This is a genomic window from Micrococcaceae bacterium Sec5.1, assembly GCA_039636795.1.
GTDB lineage: Bacteria > Actinomycetota > Actinomycetes > Actinomycetales > Micrococcaceae > Arthrobacter.
Genome location: CP143430.1, coordinates 3,194,996 through 3,211,869 on the forward strand (window position 1 = coordinate 3,194,996; position 16,874 = coordinate 3,211,869).

Sequence of the window (16,874 nt, forward strand, 5' to 3'; positions counted from 1 at the left end):
CGCTGGGAATCCTGCCTGGACGCCGCCCAATACATTGGCGGGGAGTGATGATCTCGATGATCGAGACCGTCACCGAATGGGAGGAAGGTCGCGCCCTCGCCACCAGGAACGAGCCGTCGACACTGGTGCCCTTCAAACAAGCCAGCTCCAGGCTCGTCCTCCAACCACTTGGCGAGGGGACAGCGATGGCCTTTGACTACCGTTATGTGCCCAGGGGTGGGCCTCTCGGTCGCCTGACCGGCCCTCTGATTGCCCGAATGCTGACGGCGACCTTCGAAAGCATGCTGGCAGCGGTCGAGAAGGCTGCCAGCCAGGCAACTGAGTGCGTTTGTGCAGACCCTCCTTTAGATTCGAACATATGTTCTATTCTTAGTTCATGAGACCCAAGCAAGACTCCAAAGCTTTCGCCCGCATGATGTTGCAGACCGAGGCGGAGGCAAACCACCCCAAACCTGACGATGGCAAGATCATGGAGCTCGAGCAGGGTGCCCAACCGCTTGTCCGTGTTGGTGAGGTGTACGGACGTGCGATCAAGTACACCCGTACCTACGGCCTGGTGGAGTGGATGGATGATCGGCGGGACTATCACGTGGAATGGTTTCCGGCCGGACAGATCAAACGGGTGGCCCAGGAGTCATGGAGGGGCTGGCCGTTGGCTTAGCAAACGGCATAAGTGATTGGACAAGCGCCACCCAGGGTTGTCAAGGGGGTCCAGGGTTATCATTGGGGCCCAGGGTGACTGAGGGCACAAAAAAACCCCGGTTTCCCGGGGCCTTCTTTGTGCGCGGAGGGGGACTTGAACCCCCACCCCCTTTCGAGGACTAGCACCTCAAGCTAGCGCGTCTGCCATTCCGCCACCCGCGCAGGTGGTGTTCAGAGAAGCATTCTGCACCTTCCGGTGCTTCACTTTCCTCCGAAGCAGCGAGAAAAACTCTAACACGGTTTGAAGCAACTAAAAAATCGATGCTGGTCAGGACTGGGTGCAAGCTTTCAACCCGTGGCGATGCCCGGAATTGCTCAACCGACGGCGCTTCCGGTGAGTAGGCTGGTGGAACACGGGACGGTAGAACTGCGGGGTCCGCAGTGCGCGTCGCCGGCACCTGCAGCCCAGCCAACGCAAGGAGAATTTCCATGTCTGTCATCCGCCCCGAAGATGAAGTTGTCCGGATCTGCCAGGAGCTCATCCGTATCGACTCCTCCAACTTCGGCGACGACACCGGACCGGGCGAACGCGCTGCTGCGGAGTACACGGCTGGCCTGATCACGGAAGTGGGTCTTGAGGCCGAGATTTTCGAGTCCGCACCGGGACGCGCCAACGTCGTCACGCGCATGGCGGGGGAGGACCCCTCAGCTGACGCGCTGGTGGTCCACGGACACCTGGACGTTGTGCCGGCCCTGAAGGATCAGTGGAGCGTTGACCCCTTCAGTGGTGAGCTGAAGGATGGACTGATCTGGGGCCGCGGTGCCGTGGACATGAAGGACATGGATGCCATGATCCTGTCAGTGATGCGGGACTTCGCCAGGACTGGCCGCAAGCCTAAGCGGGACATCATTTTTGCCTTCTTCGCAGACGAGGAAGCGGGCGGCACTTATGGCGCCCGCTATGCCGTGGAGCACAGACGAGAATTGTTCGATGGGGCCACCGAGGCTATCTCCGAAGTGGGTGGGTTCTCCGCGACTATCGGCGGCCAGCGGACCTACCTGCTTCAAACTGCAGAAAAGGGGCTGTCCTGGTTGCGCCTGGTTGCCCATGGACGGGCAGGCCACGGCTCGCAGATCAATACAGACAACGCGATCACCAGACTCGCGGCCGCAGTCACCAGAATCGGCGAATACAAGTGGCCTGTGGAACTCACTCCCACCACCAGGCAGTTCCTGGACGGCGTGACTGAACTCACCGGCGTCGAATTCGATGCGGACAACCCGGACATCCTTCTCAAGGAGCTTGGCACCGTTGCCCGCTTTGTTGGCGCAACACTGCAAAATACCTCCAACCCCACCCTGCTCCGCTCGGGCTACAAGCACAATGTCATCCCGGAATCGGCGGAGGCCTTCGTGGATTGCCGCACGCTGCCCGGCCAGCAGGAACTGGTGTTCGAGACCATCAAGGAACTCGCTGGCGACGGCATCGAGATCAGCTACGTCAACAAGGACGTCTCCTTGGAGGTGCCGTTCGCCGGCAATCTGGTGGACTCCATGATCGACGCCTTGCACTCGGAGGACCCGGGCGCCAAAGTGCTTCCCTACACTCTCTCGGGAGGTACCGACAATAAGTCCTTGAGCAAGATCGGCATCACCGGTTATGGCTTCGCTCCGCTGATGCTGCCGGACGAGTTGGACTTCACGGGCATGTTCCACGGGGTGGACGAGCGGGTACCTGCGGAGTCCCTGCAGTTCGGCGCGCGAGTGCTTAACACGCTGCTGAGCAACTACTAAGAAGCGAGATTCAGGAGGGCAGGTTCGCTATGACTCCAGAGGAAATCCTTCCGGATGCACTGTTGGAACGGCTACGCGGGCGGGCGGCCGGTTATGACCACAACAACGTCTTCTTCCATGAAGACCTTGAAGAACTGGCAGCCGCCGGTTACCTGAAACTGTTCGTGCCAGTTGCCGACGGCGGTATGGGACTGGGTCTGGAAGCGGTAGCTGCGTTGCAGCAGCGCCTCGCCACGGCAGCGCCTGCCACAGCGTTGGCAGTCAACATGCACCTGGTGGGGACCGGCGTCGCGCATGTCATGGCCTCCAGGGGAGACGACTCGCTGGACTTCGTGTTGAAGGAAGCCGGCACGGGGGAAGTGTTCGCTTTCGGAATTTCCGAAGCGGGCAACGATTCAATGCTGTTCGATTCAACAACCATTGCGGAGCCGCTGCCTGACGGAGATTATCGATTCACCGGACGGAAGATCTTCACTAGCCTCTCCCGAGGTTGGACCCGTCTGGGAACGTTTGGCAAGGACGCGGAGGGCAGGGACGGAGAGGGCGAGTTGGTTTTCGGGTTCGTCCATCGCGATGAACCCGGGCACGAAACCCTTGACGATTGGGACACTCTGGGCATGAGGGCAAGTGCCTCAAACACCACCCTGTTGAAGGGAGCGGTGGTTCCTTCAGGGAGGATCTTCCGTAAATTGCCTGTCGGCCCCAACCAGGACCTACTGATTTTCGCGATCTTTGCCTGCTTTGAGACCTTGCTGGCGGCCGTCTACACGGGATTGGCGGAACGCGCCTTCTTGCTCGGCGTTGAAAGTGTCAAACGGCGGGTCTCGGCGAAGCACGGCGGACGCAGTTTCGCCCAGGACCCGGACATTCGCTGGAAAGTTGCTGACGCGGCCCTGGCCATGGACGGTATCTATCCCCAGTTGTCGGCAGTAGCGCGCGACGTCGACAATCTGGTGGACCATGGACCCCAGTGGTTCCCCAAGCTTGTTGGACTTAAAACGCGGGCCACAGAAAACGCCCGGTATGTGGTGGATCTGGCGATCAGGGTCACGGGAGGATCCAGCTACTTCCGTGGCTCCGAACTGGAACGCCTCTACCGGGACGTACTCGCTGGAATTTTCCATCCATCTAACGACGAGTCGGCGCACAACACCGTGGCGAACGCCTGGCTGGGGCCCCTGGACAGCTAAAGGCTCGGCAGCTGAGGCAAGTGGACAGCTGACTAAACCGTGCGCTGCACGGAATAGACTTTTCGGCGCAACCAGAAGCGTCTGCCGCCGCCGAGGTATAGCCGGCTGCGTTCCAACTCCCACTTCCCGTACTCCGAGTGCTCAGCAAGCCGTCGCCGGGCTTCGGGCAGTGAATCGTCAGGTCCTACCGTCAGTACGAGGTACTCGTACTGACGTGCATAGTCACGTTGGCGCTCTTCGGAGCTGCCTCGAAATTGTTCCTTCATCCCTCTCCATTTTCGTCCTTTTCGGGCTAACGTGAAGTCATGAGCATCGATCCGCGTGTCGCGCTTCAGTCACTGACTGCTGCCCTGGAAGAGCATTTGGCCGCCGCTTCCGCCCGTCGGGGCGAGGGTGACCCCAACGTCGAGGCGGCGTTCTTCGCCGTCGCAGATGCCTTCGAGGTTTACGAAGACGCCTTGTACGAGGCATATTCCGAGGTTACTCCGCTGCAGGTGTTTGATGACGAGGAAGAAGACGATGACGAGATCCTGGACGAAGACCTCGAAAGCCTGGAGGACTAGGAACTTTCAATAGGCGGCAACTAACCGGTCACCGGCGGTGGCCGGTTTTTTGTGTCGTTTCGCGACCTCTTTGTCCTGTTTCCTGCCCGAAATGTAGCGGTTTTCGGTGGTTCCGTGAGGCTTAAAGCACGTAGTCCTGCGTTATCCGGCTAGGTACTTGCACGTAGGAGCCATGGGTAAACCTGCGCAAACTTGAGTACCGACTACTGGTGCGCCTCCTGACAGCCGCCGCTTCACTGGGATGTAGGCAACGGCAGGTCTGCGAAGAAGGCTGACATGGTAAAAGTTCCAGTCTTGCGTTCAGGCAAGGTCGCGGCACCTCAGGGTCCGCACGACTTTTCCTTGGGCGCGGCGTTCCCTGCGAAACCTGGTGTTGTCGACGTCAATCCGCCGGTGTCTCCCTGGATTGACAAGTCCGTTGCTGCACAACGGGCTGAAAAGGCGGGACTGGCGGTGTTGAGGGCAGATGTGACCCTGGACCTCAAGCCGCCAGTCACCCACCGCAAACCCCGCAGTTCCTCCTCTTTGGCCGACCGGTCCGAGCGGTACAACCGCTCCGGCTGGACCAAGTCGCTCACCAATAGTCTTCGATGGGCAGACAGCGCCCTGGTAGCGGCAGCAGTCACGTCAGGATTCCTTCTGAACACTGATGGTCTTGCCGTTGCGGCAGGTGGCACGGAACATGAGCGGCACCTCATGCTCGGTTTCATACTTGGCATTGCCTGGCTCGGCGCACTTGAGGTCTATAGGACGCGGGATCCGAAAGTACTCGGGGTGGGGCCTGAAGAATACAAGCGTGTGTTGTCAGCGAGCCTGCGCGTTTTCGGCTTCCTGGGACTCGTGGCGGTCGTTTTCAGGCTGGAGTCCGCCAGCTCATTCGTCCTGGTGTCCTTGCCCGCGGGTTTGGTTGCACTGACCGGCAGCCGGTGGATGTTCCGCCGTTGGCTGACGCGCGAAAAGTCACGTGGGCGCTGCCTCTCCCGTGCCATTGTGGTGGGGGAGCCGCAGGACGTCAGATACGTCATCAAGCAAATCAACCGAAAGTCCGGTGCCGCGTACAACATCCTGGGGGCATGCCTTCCAGGAGCGCGGCGGGGTGCCGTCTTGGTGGTCGATAACGTACGGGTTCCCGTCTTGTCATCGATTTATGGCATTGCCCACACTGTGCGCCAGACAGGCGCAAATGCGGTGATCGTTGCGGGCCCGGTCCCTGGCGGCAACCAGTTCATCCAGGAGTTGGGCTGGCGTTTGGAAGAAGATGCCGCCGAACTGGTCCTGGCGGCAACGCTGACCAACGTGGCCGGGCCGCGCATCCACTGGCGCCCCGTTGAGGGCCTGCCCTTGATGCACGTCGATATTCCGCACTACTCCGGTGGCAAACACACGCTCAAGCGCCTGATGGACATTGTGGTCTCGGCTGCTGCTTTGCTTTGCCTGGCGCCACTGCTGGCTGTTTTGGCGCTGATAGTCACATTGGATAGCCCGGGTCCGGTGCTTTTCCGGCAGGAACGGATTGGCAGGCGAGGCACCACCTTTCAGATGCTGAAGTTCCGTTCCATGGTGGTTGATGCTGAAGCGCGGCTGGAAGAACTCAGAGGAAAGGACCAGGGCGCCGGTGTCCTCTTCAAGATGCGCGAGGACCCCCGCATCACCAAATGCGGCCGTTGGATGCGCAAGTACTCCCTGGACGAGCTACCGCAGTTCTGGAATGTGCTGGCCGGGAACATGAGCCTGGTAGGCCCGCGTCCGCCGCTCCTGCGCGAAGTCAGTGGTTACGAACGGCATACCCATCGCCGGCTGCTCATCAAGCCTGGAATTACGGGCTTGTGGCAAATCAATGGTCGATCGGACCTTCCTTGGGATGAAGCCGTCCGCCTGGACCTCTATTACGTCGAAAACTGGTCGATAGCAGGCGACCTCATGATCATGTGGCGGACCTTCCGGGCCATGATCCAGCCCTCCGGTGCCTACTGATGGGCTGGCTGGAACTTACTGGCTGATCCGAGACACGCCGAGCGGCACAACAAGCTTTACCTGAGAAAGAACCGAGCTATCCAACACAGAATCCGAGTGGAAAATGAGCATAGGAACTATTCCATCAGGCCACCTTAACGGCCACGGGATGACCCCGAAGTTACGGATCGCCGTGGTCGGAGCAGGATATTGGGGCCCGAACCTCGCGAGGAACCTTAAAGCCAGCCCGGATTGGGAACTGGTGGCTATTTGCGATCTTGACGTGGAGCGCGGACTTCGGCTGGCCGAAACGGTAGGCGGCGTCGCCGTCGTCGAGTCTTTGGACGAACTTCTGGACACGTATAACCTGGACGCCGTCGCCGTGGCGACCCCGGCGCACACGCATCACGGAGTAGTGATGACTGCATTGCGCGCCGGGATGCACGTCCTCGTCGAGAAGCCACTCGCGGACAGCCGTGCCAAGGGCTTGGAAATGGTGGAGGAAGCCAAGGCCCGCGGCCTCGTCCTCATGGCAGACCATACCTATTGCTTTACTCCCGCGGTTTTGAAGATCCAGGAACTCGTCTCCAGTGGGGCATTGGGCGACATCTTGTATGTCGACTCCGTGCGCATCAACCTCGGACTTGTCCAGCCGGACGTCAACGTGTTCTGGGATCTAGCACCCCACGATCTCTCGATCCTGGATTTCGTCCTGCCGGGAGGCCTGCACCCCACCGAGATCTCTGCACACGGCGCAGATCCGCTGGGTACGGGCCGTGACTGTGTAGGCCACCTGACCTTCGGCCTTCCGAACGACGCCATGGTGCACATCCACGTGAACTGGCTCAGTCCCACCAAAATCCGCCAGATGATCATTGGCGGCTCAAAGAGGACGCTCGTCTGGGACGACCTGAACCCCCAACAACGACTCAGCGTCTACGATCGCGGCGTCAGCCTGGAACAGCAGCCACGCTCAGCGGCGGACAAGAAGAACTCGGCCATCTCCTATCGCCTGGGCGACACATGGTCACCGGCGTTACAGGAACGCGAACCGTTGGGCCAGGTCGTCGCTGAGCTGGCCGGATCCATCCGGAATCACACGATACCGCGCACCAGCGGCGAATCCGGGCTCAGGGTCCTCTCAGTACTGGAAGCCGTCACCCAAAGCCTTGGAACAGACGGCCAGTCAACCATCGTTGTCGGCAACGAGGTAGCTCTCCAGGTCGCACAGTGAAGAAGTTGCTCGGCGCCAACGTCCTGGTCACCGGAGGCGCCGGAACCATCGGATCCACCCTGGTTGACCAACTGGTCGACGCCGGCGTGGCGCACGTGGACGTCCTGGACAACCTCGTCAGGGGGCGCCGGGCCAACCTCAACGATGCGCTGGCTACCGGACTCGTACAGCTGGTGGAAGGTGACCTGCGGGACCGGGACCTGATCCACGACCTCACCAGGGGCAAAGATCTGGTTTTCCATCAGGCTGCGATCCGCATCACCCAATGCGCCGAGGAACCACGGTTGGCTCTTGAGGTCCTGGTGGACGGAACCTTCAACGTGTTCGAAGCCGCCGTTGAGCACAACGTGGAAAAGGTCATCGCCGCGTCAAGCGCCTCGGTCTATGGAATGGCAGAAGAATTCCCCACCACCGAGCGGCACCACCACCACAACAACGACACCTTTTATGGGGCCGCGAAATCGTTCAATGAGGGAATGGCGAGGAGCTTCCGGGCCATGTCCGGCCTGGACTACGTCCTCCTGAGGTACTTCAACGTGTACGGACCCCGCATGGACGTCCACGGCCTCTATACGGAGGTACTTGTCCGATGGATGGAGCGGATAGTCGACGGCGTTCCGCCCCTGGTCTTCGGCAGCGGCCACCAGACAATGGACTTCATCCACACCGCCGACGTCGCAAGGGCCAACATCCTCGCAGCCGCAAGCGATGTCCGAGAGGGTGTCTATAACGTGGCCAGCGGCACCGAAACCAGCCTGGCAGAACTCGCACAAACACTGCTCCGGGTCATGCAATCCCTGCTGCACCTTGACCACGGACCTGAACGCGCAGTCAACGGCGTCGCTCGCCGACTCGCAGACGTCACCGCCGCCAAACGGGACCTTGGCTTTGAAGCCGCAATAGAACTTGAAGATGGACTACGCTCACTCGTCACGTGGTGGCGTCCCCTCCGGGAAGAAATCGCAGCCTCCCGGCACCTGGCCCGGCCCGAAGCACCCTCAGTAGGTGCACGATGACCACCTCCGAAACTTCCCTGGCACGCATCGACGTGATGAAACCGTGGCTTGGGGAAGAAGAAGCCCAAGCAGTGGCCGAGGTCATCGCTTCCGGTTGGGTGGCCCAAGGCCCCAAAGTCAAGGAGTTCGAGGAAGCCTTCGCCCTGGAGCAACAGGCTGCTTTCGCCGTCGCCGTTTCCAGCTGCACCTCAGCCCTGCATCTGGCACTGGCTGTCGCAGGTGTTGGTCCGGGAGACGACGTCATTGTTCCCTCCTTCTCCTTCATTGCCACGGCAAACGCCCCCAGTTATGTAGGGGCCCAGGTGGTCTTTGCCGACGTCAACGTACTCACAGGTTGTGTCACCGCTGAAACGATTGCCGCCGCGTTGACGCCTGCTACACGGGCCGTCATAGCCGTGGACCAAGGCGGAGTACCCGTGGATCTCGATCCCATCCGTGCCCTATGCGACCCCCTGGGCATCACCGTGGTGGAAGACGCAGCCTGCGGCATCGGTTCCCGCTACCGCGGCCACCCCGTAGGAGCCGGCGCCGAACTGGCGGCTTGGTCCTTCCACCCCCGCAAAATCCTCACCACAGGCGAGGGCGGGATGCTGTCCACGCCGCGGCAGGACCTCGCAGACCGGTCCCGCCGGCTCCGCGAACACGCAATGAGCGTCTCAGCCGCGGACCGTCATGCCAGCATCCTTGCCCCCGCCGAGGAATACCTCGAAATAGGGTTCAACTACCGCATGACCGACCTGCAGGCCGCCGTCGGGATCGTCCAGCTCGCCCGCCTGCACCAAGCAGTACAACGCAGGCGCGAACTGGCCGCCAACTACGCACAGGCCTTCGCTGGTATCGAAGGCCTCCGTTTAGTGGACGACCCCGTATACGGAACCGGAAACTTCCAATCCTGCTGGTTGGAAGTAGGCACGGCTTTCCCCCTGGGAAGAGACTCCCTGATGACCCGCCTGGCAGAGGACGGAATATCGGCACGACGCGGCATCATGGCCGCACACAGGCAACCTGCCTACGCCCGGACAGCCAAGGGCGCGGTTTCGCTGGCAGCAACTGAATGGCTGACAGACCACACATTGATCCTGCCTCTGTACCACCAACTCACCCTGGGTGACCAGGTCCGGGTCATCGACTCAGTGCTCCGCGCGGCAGGACAGGGAAGATGACCGAGCTCCTCCTCATCGCCGCCAGCGGACTCGCCCGCGAGGTCCTGGCCATGGTCCGCAACACCGGACAATACGACGTCATCGGAATCCTGGACGACGACGAGGACAAACTCGGGCGCGTGGTGGACGGCGCCCACGTACTGGGCCCCATCCGCGATGCCCTGACCTTCCCACACGCCATGCTGCTGGTCTGTATTGGATCCGGCCGAGGACGCGAAAGCGTCGTCATGCGGTTACGCACCCTGGGCCTTGCGGAAGACCGCTACGCAACGGCGATCGACTCATCTGTACATCCGCCGGAGGGATGCAGGATCGGCCTTGGCAGCATTCTCCTGGCGAACGTCACCATGACAGCCTCCGTCACAGTGGGAAGCCACGTAGTAGCCATGCCCGGCGTCACGCTCACGCACGACGACGTCGTCAGCGACTTCGCCACCCTGGCCGCAGGCGTATCCCTCGGCGGGAACGTCCACATCGGCCGCGCAGCCTACATCGGCATGAACGCCAGCGTCCGCGAGCGCCGCACCGTCGGCGCCGGCGCAACCATCGGCATGGGAGCGGCCGTGCTTACTGATGTTCCCGCCGAGGAAACCTGGGCCGGGGTGCCCGCACGCGTTATCCGCCGCGGATTTTCTCCTGAGCTGGAGGATGCCTTGTGACCCTCCGCAGCCGGCTCACGAAGCGCCCAGCACCTGACCACGACATATGTAGCGGGGGTTAGACATGTCCGAAGCGACGAGCTCGTTTATCAAAGGGGGTGTCGGCCGCCGAGCCATCAAGGGGGCGGCTTGGAGCGGTGTGAACACGTTGATGATGAAATTCGGAACGCTTGCCATCATGGTATTCGTCGTCCGAATCGTCTCACCGAACGATTTTGGTGTGTTCGCCGTTGCCTTGGTTGTCCATGCCGTCGTGTCCAGCTTTGGGGAACTGGGGCTTTCCTCGTGTATCTCCCGCCGGGATCTAGATCCGGAGCGAGTCGGGCCCACCGTTGCCACCCTGGCGTGGGTAAGCAGCTTTGCGCTGGCCGCCATAACTGCTTTGTCCGCGGAGCCACTAGCGACCGCTCTGGGATCAATACATGCGGCCAATCCCATCCGCGTCCTATCCATCTCCATATTCCTGGGTGGACTGTTCACCGTTCCGGGCGCCTTACTCGTGCGTGAATTTCGTCAAGGCAGGATCCTGCTGGCAAGCGCAGTTGCCTTCCTCCCCATGAACGGATTGCTACTTCTCCTCGCGCTTAATGGCGACGGGGCTATGGCATTTGCATGGTCTCGAGTCGTCGGGCAATTGATTAGCGGGCTGGTCATGGTCGCGAGTGTGAAGCGACAGTATTGGCCTCGAATTAATGTCCACGAAATCCTACCTTTGCTCAGGTTTGGGCTGCCCCTTGCTGGCGCCAACTTGTTGACTTATGTGTTCTTAAATGCAGACTTTGCCATCATCGGCCGATCGCTGGGAACGGAACAACTGGGGATCTATACTTTGGCATTCACTATCGCCTCCTGGCCGACCTCAATACTCAGTTCCACAATCAACAGCGTCGCCATGCCCGCATTCTCGGCTGCAAGTTCTGACAGCGAGGACTTGACAAGGCTGCTGCGGAGTTCGACGACAATAGTGGCTCTGCTTGCATTTCCGATCGCAGCCCTTTCCATGGTGTTGGCGACGCCACTGCTCATTGTCGTGTATGGCGACAAATGGTCGCCCGCCGCGCCCGTGCTATCGGTGCTTGCCGTCTATGGTGCGCTATTCTCGATTTCGCTTCTGCTCTCTAACCTGCTTGTAGGAACAGGTAGGTCGGGAGTCGTGTTTCTTGTCCAAGGGGCGTCTATATTGGTCCTTGTCCCAGCCGTCGCGTGGGGCGTATCCGTCGTGGGCCTGGTGGGGGCTGCTTATGCACACATTGGCGTCGTGCTTTTAGCTCTTATTTTGTATGTACTGTTGCTGCGCAACTCCCTGGCACCTGGTCGAGGGCTCATCGCTGCAACTTGGTGGCCCTTGGCTACGGCAGCAGGAGCTGGTACGGCTGCAAGCCTGGCTGCCGGGCTCTTCGATGAGCCCGTCGCCAGCCTTGCAGTTGGGGGAGTGGTTGGACTGCTTGTGTGCTTCGCCATGGCCTTGCCCTATCTTCATGCGTATGCCCCAACGGCGCTTACCTCTCGCTTGCAGCGGGCCGTGCACGCGATCGGTGGTGTGTGGCGTGTCAGATGACCAACTGCAGGGCCGTCCCCATATGCTATTTTTCCGGCGAGTAAAGCCGGGCTTGGCACCGTTCCTGTCGCAGCATCTCGACGATCAAATCCGGGTACTCGGCCATTTCTATGATGTCAAGATCATCAGCCGTGACTGTGATTATGCTCAGGAGTGTGAACTTTTCGAACCAGAAATCACCGTCTTTGAGTCGGGCGTCTACTCGTACAATCAGCGCATAAGGAATACAAATGCCCACGCCGAAATACCCAAGCTGGGCTTTCTTCACTCAGACGCCTACGATCTCGCACGCGCAGTCTTTATTTCCAAGATGGCGGAATGGGGGATCGAAACGTTCTTTACGACGTCGACGTCAATGGCGGAGTACACCCCGGAGATCGCGCAAAATCTCTTTGTGTGGCCCAATTCGATAGACCCCCACACGTTTCGAGATTTCGGTCTGGCCAAAAACATACCTGTACTCGTTACGGGCAGTCAGGAGCGGCACTACCCGTGGCGGAATGCCGTCAATCGCGCCCTCGCCGAGAGGTTTCCCACCATGACTATGCCCCATTTTGGTTGGGGAAACGGTACCGAACGCCTGGTCGTGGGAACGGACTATGCCAAATTGCTAAGTGCGAGCTATTTTGTACCGGCATGCGGCAGCATGGCTAGAGAAGTGGTGCGAAAGCAGCTCGAGATTCCTGCCGCGGGCGCCTGTTTAGTTACGGAACGGTCGACTCGACTTGAAGCGTTCGGATTTTCGGACATGGTTAATTGCGTCTTCGCGGATCAAGCCAACGTGGTAGAAAAGCTAGACGATCTCTGGCGTGATCAGGACCGATTAAAAGGCATCATCACAGAAGGCCACAACCTTGTTCATTCCCATCATGCTGACGCAAACCGAAGTCAGGTTCGGGAGTGGCTTGAACTTTATCGGCAACGGACCCCTGGCCAGAAGATTATCCAGGAAACGCCGTGCTCCTCGCTAACCCTTGTTGACAAGAGCGCCTCGGCCCCCATCCTAGTCGGCCCTGGACTGGACCGTGTCCAACTTACGGACGGTTGGCGGCTTTTGAGATCACATATGCTCGACGATGCTGAACGCGAGTTTCTTAAATGTTTGAACTACTACTTCATTCCCGAGGCAATCCCGGGACTTGTCTTCACCAGCCTCGCCAAAGGTGATGCCCATGCGGCACTGGGGTGGGCGACTCAGGCGCTCAAACGATCCATGCAAGACACTGGTGCCATTGATCCTGATCCCGTCCTTTGGGCCTGCCGTATCCGGGCCCTCATTTGCGCCGGTGAAGTGTCTGCTGCGATCTCCTCGGCTAAAAGGTACCCGCATCTAAAGCACATCGAACTGGACAGGGTACGACTTGCCGTCAGCGAGTTGTTGTCGTCGACAGATTACGCTTCGCCGGATGTTCCCATCTACGGATGGGAGCCACGCCCATCGATTGCACCTGTTCCAGTCTTAGATCTGCATGCATGGAAACAGGAGTTCGAACAATTTTTGGCGAGCTGTGGGCAGTTTGAGTCTTCCCCCGGAGAAGCCGGCAGCGGATTCCAAATCAGAAGGTCCTTTAGGGCAAAGCGACTGCCACTCTTGCAACAGCTGTTTCCAGCCGCCAAGCGCTCCTTCGCTGGCCTGCTTGACTCGGGAACCATCGTTCGACTGCGGATGGCTTTGTCCCCACTAAAGCAGCTCTTAGTGGGCACGGCATGGTCAAGGAGGATCAAGGAGACGGTCGGACGGGAGAGGCTTTCCCGGGCCATTGTCATCGGCCGACTAGACGGAACAGATAGGCGCGCACTGGAGTGGGGGCGGAGTCTAAATCCCTGGTTGCCTCTTCTCGATTTTTCAGACTCTTTTAGCCAGGCGGATGCTCGCGGCTTACTGAGGGGTGGTGGGAGGTACGTGCTGCTTTTGGCAGACTTTCAATTGGGCCCGTTGATCGCCCCGGACGCGGCCGAGATATCAAAACTCGCTGGTTTCGGTCTGGTACTAATCCGCGGAACCACGACCCCAGATGGCTATAGGACGTTTTCCGGTCTGCTTGAATCCCGATGTTTCACGGTCGTGGCCCATGACCCCTCCAAGGGAACAGCAGTGCTCAGACAATCTGGCCTTGTTGACCATGGCCGGGCCACGCGCCCAGCGGCCGATTCCGACATGGCGGCAAACACCGATGGAAGGAGCGAATGATGGACACTATTGTGTATTTGTCCGGCACGCGCTGGAGCAGCCTTCCCGGGACCGACAAGATGCTTGCACGATCGCTAGCCAGACATAATCGTGTGCTATGGATCGATCATCCCGTACCGATTCACAGCTACAAGGATGTCCGAGAGCATTTTGGGAGAAGCCTCTTGGGGATCCCCGAAGCTGTGGCACCTGGAATAGCCAGGTTACGTTTGCCGGCCCTGCCCGGCGTCGGGAAGCCTGTCTCGCGTTCTGCAACAGAGATTCTCGCGAGTCGCTGTGTGGAGTCCGCGTTGGCGAGGACAGAAGGGCGCATCGCGGGCGTCGTCAATTCGTCTCCCATTTTGCGCTTTCCCGCGCACACCGGGGGCGGGATCCGCCTCCTGCATTTGACCGATGACTGGCTCGCAGGGGCCAAGCTAATGGGCTTCGCCCCCATCTATTTACGTCGGGTGCTTCAAGCGAACATCGAATCAGCAGACGTAATCTCGGCGGTCTCAGAGGACCTTGCCTCCAAGATCTCCCATAGCTCGGGCAGGCCTATTGAGGTGGTGCCCAATGGCTGCAGCACCTCAACCCTTGCTCTGGGTTTGCGGCGTCGTCAAGTCGTTGCCCTTGTTGGTCAGCTGAACGAGCGACTGGATCTCGACGTCCTGGAATCGGTAGTTGCCTCAGACGTTGCCATGCTCGTTATTGGCCCCAGGGCTGACGGTGATCCAGTCGCTGGCTCAAGACTGGACGCCCTGTTGTCACGGCCCAACGTGGACTGGAGGGGACCTATGCCACAAGAAGAGGTTCAGCGATTGTTACAAACCGTCTCGGTCGGCATCACCCCTTATGCTGACACCGAGTTCAACCGATCGAGTTTTCCACTGAAGACGCTTGAGTACCTTTCAGCAGGTCTGCAAGTCGTGGCTACCGATTTGCCGTCAGCCAGATGGATTGGATCCTCGGCTGTGTCCATAGCTGCAAACCCATCCGACTTCGCAAGGCAGGTCACAGACTCCCTTCGTCAGCCAGTTACTGCTGCGCGTCGACAGGAAATTGCTGCAACTGTTCTCAAACACTCCTGGGACACACGGGCAGACTGCATTGAGAAGTTGTTGTCTGCTAAAAGGGAGGCAGCTTCTGCAACCCATGGGTCGTCCACGCCCCTGATGTTCGAAACTGGCCGCGTCATGTCAGCGACAGAACCTAATCCCAATGTCGACCACGTCCTTCTCACTCGATTCAACCTGCCTTCCAAGGGCTTCGAAAGCATCGTGCGCGCCAAGGACGGATGGCTGCGAAACCGAATACAACTGTTTGAGACCTACTGCCTTCCTTCAGTTATTGCACAGAGCCAAAAGAACTTCCATTGGATCATTTATCTGGATCCACAAAGTCCTGCCTGGCTGGTCCAACGCATCGGCGAACTTAGCGTCGGCGGCCGATTTCATCCCATCTATCGCGAAGAGGTCGACGCATTAGATTTACTGAAGGACATCAGAGATGTTACCGGCCAGAGCGCAAAGCACCTCCTGACAACAAATCTCGACAATGATGATGGCTTGTCATCCGACTTTGTGGCGCGGGTACAGGCGATCGAGGCTCCCGAGTTGCCGTCCGTAGTATTTTTTACGGCGGGTCTAGTGAAATGCAACAATTCCCTTTTCCTCCGAACCGATCGAAGAAACGCTTTCTGTTCTGTCCTTAGCGATTGGAATGAACCCACTACTTGCTGGTCCTCGTGGCATGACCAGATAGGCAAGACCATGCCGTCAATACGTGTCGAAGGGACGCCAGGATGGCTTCAGGTGGTTCATGGATTGAATGTCAGCAATAGAACACGCGGAAGGCTGGTATCTCCAACGAAATTCATCCATGCCTTCCCGGGACTTATGCTTGATGTACAGGAACCCGACCGATTTATGCTCTTCCATGATTTCATAATTGGGCGACCACGACGAATACTCCGCGAAGCATGCCGAGCTGCGCTTAAATCCGTCACCATCGCTTTACTTGGAAGATCGGGAATCGACAGAGTAAAAGTTGTTGCTGCCTGTATCCGTCGGGAGGTTGGAAAATGCAACTGAGGACAATACTCCGAAGCCTTTGGCGCCGCTGGTACCTCGTACTGTTTGGGATTGCCCTTACACTGCTCGTCTGCATTCAGGTCCAGCAGAACACGCCCGAAAAGTACAAGGCTCAGGCCAGTCTCGTTATGATGCCCTCGGCCCAGACTGTCGGCGCCGATGGCAACCCGTACCTGAAGTTGGGCGGTATGGGGGAGGCTCTCGACATTCTTACGCGTCGGCTCTCGGCGGATGAAGTCAGACGCCCGCTCGCTGAAAGATTCGCCACGTCGACATACACGGCAGAGACGGACCGGGGTACAAGCGGCGCCATCCTGCTCATTACTGCGGTCTCATCCAGTCCTCAAGAGACCATGGAGACGCTCCAGGCAGTTATGGATCAGGCACCAGTTTCGCTCAAGGAAATGCAGGAAGCCTTGGATGTCCCTCTGGAGTCACGCATCTCGACGATGACCCTTGTAGTCGACAGGGGACCTGTCCCTGAGGTCAAAGCGCGCACGCAGCTTCTACTAGTGGCCGGCGCCGGTGGAGCCGGATTGACTCTGGTACTGACTGCACTGGCTGATGGATTACTGACTTCGCGAGGGCACAATGGTCAGTCTGGACGCAAGGGCACGAGGAAGTCGCATCGCGGGCACCTGCCTGCAACCGCCCAGCGGAGTCCCGCCCACGAACAGAAGGAGCGGCGGAGCGTCGCTGGTTCGCTTTCAAGTCCTACCTTGGATGCGACTTCCGGATTCCCCGGCGGAATAACTCGCAGCAGGGCCATTACAAAGGAACATGACCTTATGCAGCGCGAAGTTCCGACGCCGGTGCCATTGTCCCAAAGGCCCTCATAG

The 16,874-nt window shown here is 59.3% G+C and carries 15 protein-coding genes and 1 tRNA gene; 14 read left to right on the forward strand and 2 right to left on the reverse strand.

The features are described 5' to 3' along the window. Positions 1-47: 47 nt before the first annotated feature. Both VUN82_14505 and VUN82_14510 read left to right on the forward strand, forming a co-directional pair. Positions 48-380, forward strand: a complete 333-nt coding sequence (locus VUN82_14505; protein XAS70329.1) for an SRPBCC family protein — start codon at positions 48-50, stop codon at positions 378-380. Further along, positions 377-661, forward strand: coding sequence for a hypothetical protein (locus VUN82_14510; GenBank protein XAS70330.1), 285 nt, complete (start codon positions 377-379; stop codon positions 659-661). Before VUN82_14505 ends, VUN82_14510 begins: the two co-directional genes overlap by 4 nt. Positions 662-781: 120 nt before the next feature. Here the strand turns inward: VUN82_14510 and VUN82_14515 are convergent. Next, a tRNA-Leu gene (locus VUN82_14515) sits at positions 782-864 on the reverse strand. A gap of 267 nt (positions 865-1,131) precedes the next feature. Between VUN82_14515 and VUN82_14520 the strand changes: the two genes are divergently transcribed. Beyond that, positions 1,132-2,436, forward strand: coding sequence for a M20/M25/M40 family metallo-hydrolase (locus VUN82_14520; protein XAS70331.1), 1,305 nt, complete (start codon positions 1,132-1,134; stop codon positions 2,434-2,436). A gap of 29 nt (positions 2,437-2,465) precedes the next feature. Next, positions 2,466-3,626 carry an acyl-CoA dehydrogenase family protein gene (locus tag VUN82_14525; GenBank protein ID XAS70332.1) on the forward strand — a complete coding sequence of 387 codons (1,161 nt, stop codon included), beginning with the start codon at positions 2,466-2,468 and terminating at the stop codon, positions 3,624-3,626. Between the two features lie 32 nt (positions 3,627-3,658). On the opposite strand, the gene VUN82_14530 is transcribed toward VUN82_14525, so the two are convergent. Further along, positions 3,659-3,892 carry a DUF5703 family protein gene (locus VUN82_14530; protein XAS70333.1) on the reverse strand — a complete coding sequence of 78 codons (234 nt, stop codon included), beginning with the start codon at positions 3,890-3,892 and terminating at the stop codon, positions 3,659-3,661. A 39-nt stretch (positions 3,893-3,931) separates the two neighbouring features. Between VUN82_14530 and VUN82_14535 the strand changes: the two genes are divergently transcribed. The 10 genes from VUN82_14535 (at position 3,932) to VUN82_14580 (ending at position 16,874) form a co-directional block, all read left to right on the forward strand. Further along, positions 3,932-4,189, forward strand: a complete 258-nt coding sequence (locus tag VUN82_14535) for a hypothetical protein (protein ID XAS70334.1) — start codon at positions 3,932-3,934, stop codon at positions 4,187-4,189. 276 nt (positions 4,190-4,465) lie between these two features. Then, positions 4,466-6,163: a sugar transferase gene (locus VUN82_14540; GenBank protein ID XAS70335.1), complete on the forward strand. Its 1,698-nt coding sequence runs from the start codon at positions 4,466-4,468 to the stop codon at positions 6,161-6,163. A 103-nt stretch (positions 6,164-6,266) separates the two neighbouring features. Beyond that, complete coding sequence (locus VUN82_14545; GenBank protein ID XAS70336.1) at positions 6,267-7,376, forward strand: Gfo/Idh/MocA family oxidoreductase; 1,110 nt, start codon at positions 6,267-6,269, stop codon at positions 7,374-7,376. Next, a complete protein-coding gene (locus tag VUN82_14550; GenBank protein ID XAS70337.1) occupies positions 7,373-8,392 on the forward strand; it encodes an NAD-dependent epimerase/dehydratase family protein in 1,020 nt (339 codons plus the stop codon). The genes VUN82_14545 and VUN82_14550 overlap by 4 nt, the downstream gene beginning before the upstream one ends. After that, positions 8,389-9,555, forward strand: coding sequence for a DegT/DnrJ/EryC1/StrS family aminotransferase (locus VUN82_14555; GenBank protein ID XAS70338.1), 1,167 nt, complete (start codon positions 8,389-8,391; stop codon positions 9,553-9,555). Before VUN82_14550 ends, VUN82_14555 begins: the two co-directional genes overlap by 4 nt. Beyond that, positions 9,552-10,214, forward strand: coding sequence for an acetyltransferase (locus VUN82_14560; protein XAS70339.1), 663 nt, complete (start codon positions 9,552-9,554; stop codon positions 10,212-10,214). Before VUN82_14555 ends, VUN82_14560 begins: the two co-directional genes overlap by 4 nt. A 178-nt stretch (positions 10,215-10,392) precedes the next feature. Further along, a complete protein-coding gene (locus tag VUN82_14565) occupies positions 10,393-11,772 on the forward strand; it encodes an oligosaccharide flippase family protein (GenBank protein XAS70340.1) in 1,380 nt (459 codons plus the stop codon). Next, positions 11,762-13,963 (forward strand): glycosyltransferase, encoded by a 2,202-nt coding sequence (locus tag VUN82_14570; GenBank protein ID XAS70341.1) that lies wholly within the window; start codon positions 11,762-11,764, stop codon positions 13,961-13,963. Before VUN82_14565 ends, VUN82_14570 begins: the two co-directional genes overlap by 11 nt. Further along, on the forward strand, positions 13,960-16,035 hold the full coding sequence (locus VUN82_14575; protein XAS70342.1) for a glycosyltransferase: 2,076 nt from the start codon (positions 13,960-13,962) through the stop codon (positions 16,033-16,035). Before VUN82_14570 ends, VUN82_14575 begins: the two co-directional genes overlap by 4 nt. Further along, positions 16,026-16,874: a hypothetical protein gene (locus VUN82_14580; GenBank protein ID XAS70343.1), complete on the forward strand. Its 849-nt coding sequence runs from the start codon at positions 16,026-16,028 to the stop codon at positions 16,872-16,874. Before VUN82_14575 ends, VUN82_14580 begins: the two co-directional genes overlap by 10 nt.

Coding starts and splice junctions, on each gene's coding strand:
- VUN82_14545 (XAS70336.1), top strand. CDS start 6,267: ATGAGCATAGGAACTATTCCATCAGGCCACCTTAACGGCCACGGGATG.
- VUN82_14560 (XAS70339.1), top strand. CDS start 9,552: ATGACCGAGCTCCTCCTCATCGCCGCCAGCGGACTCGCCCGCGAGGTC.
- VUN82_14505 (XAS70329.1), top strand. CDS start 48: ATGATCTCGATGATCGAGACCGTCACCGAATGGGAGGAAGGTCGCGCC.
- VUN82_14580 (XAS70343.1), top strand. CDS start 16,026: ATGCAACTGAGGACAATACTCCGAAGCCTTTGGCGCCGCTGGTACCTC.
- VUN82_14530 (XAS70333.1), bottom strand. CDS start 3,892: ATGAAGGAACAATTTCGAGGCAGCTCCGAAGAGCGCCAACGTGACTAT.
- VUN82_14555 (XAS70338.1), top strand. CDS start 8,389: ATGACCACCTCCGAAACTTCCCTGGCACGCATCGACGTGATGAAACCG.
- VUN82_14510 (XAS70330.1), top strand. CDS start 377: ATGAGACCCAAGCAAGACTCCAAAGCTTTCGCCCGCATGATGTTGCAG.
- VUN82_14535 (XAS70334.1), top strand. CDS start 3,932: ATGAGCATCGATCCGCGTGTCGCGCTTCAGTCACTGACTGCTGCCCTG.
- VUN82_14520 (XAS70331.1), top strand. CDS start 1,132: ATGTCTGTCATCCGCCCCGAAGATGAAGTTGTCCGGATCTGCCAGGAG.
- VUN82_14525 (XAS70332.1), top strand. CDS start 2,466: ATGACTCCAGAGGAAATCCTTCCGGATGCACTGTTGGAACGGCTACGC.
- VUN82_14540 (XAS70335.1), top strand. CDS start 4,466: ATGGTAAAAGTTCCAGTCTTGCGTTCAGGCAAGGTCGCGGCACCTCAG.
- VUN82_14565 (XAS70340.1), top strand. CDS start 10,393: ATGGTATTCGTCGTCCGAATCGTCTCACCGAACGATTTTGGTGTGTTC.
- VUN82_14575 (XAS70342.1), top strand. CDS start 13,960: ATGATGGACACTATTGTGTATTTGTCCGGCACGCGCTGGAGCAGCCTT.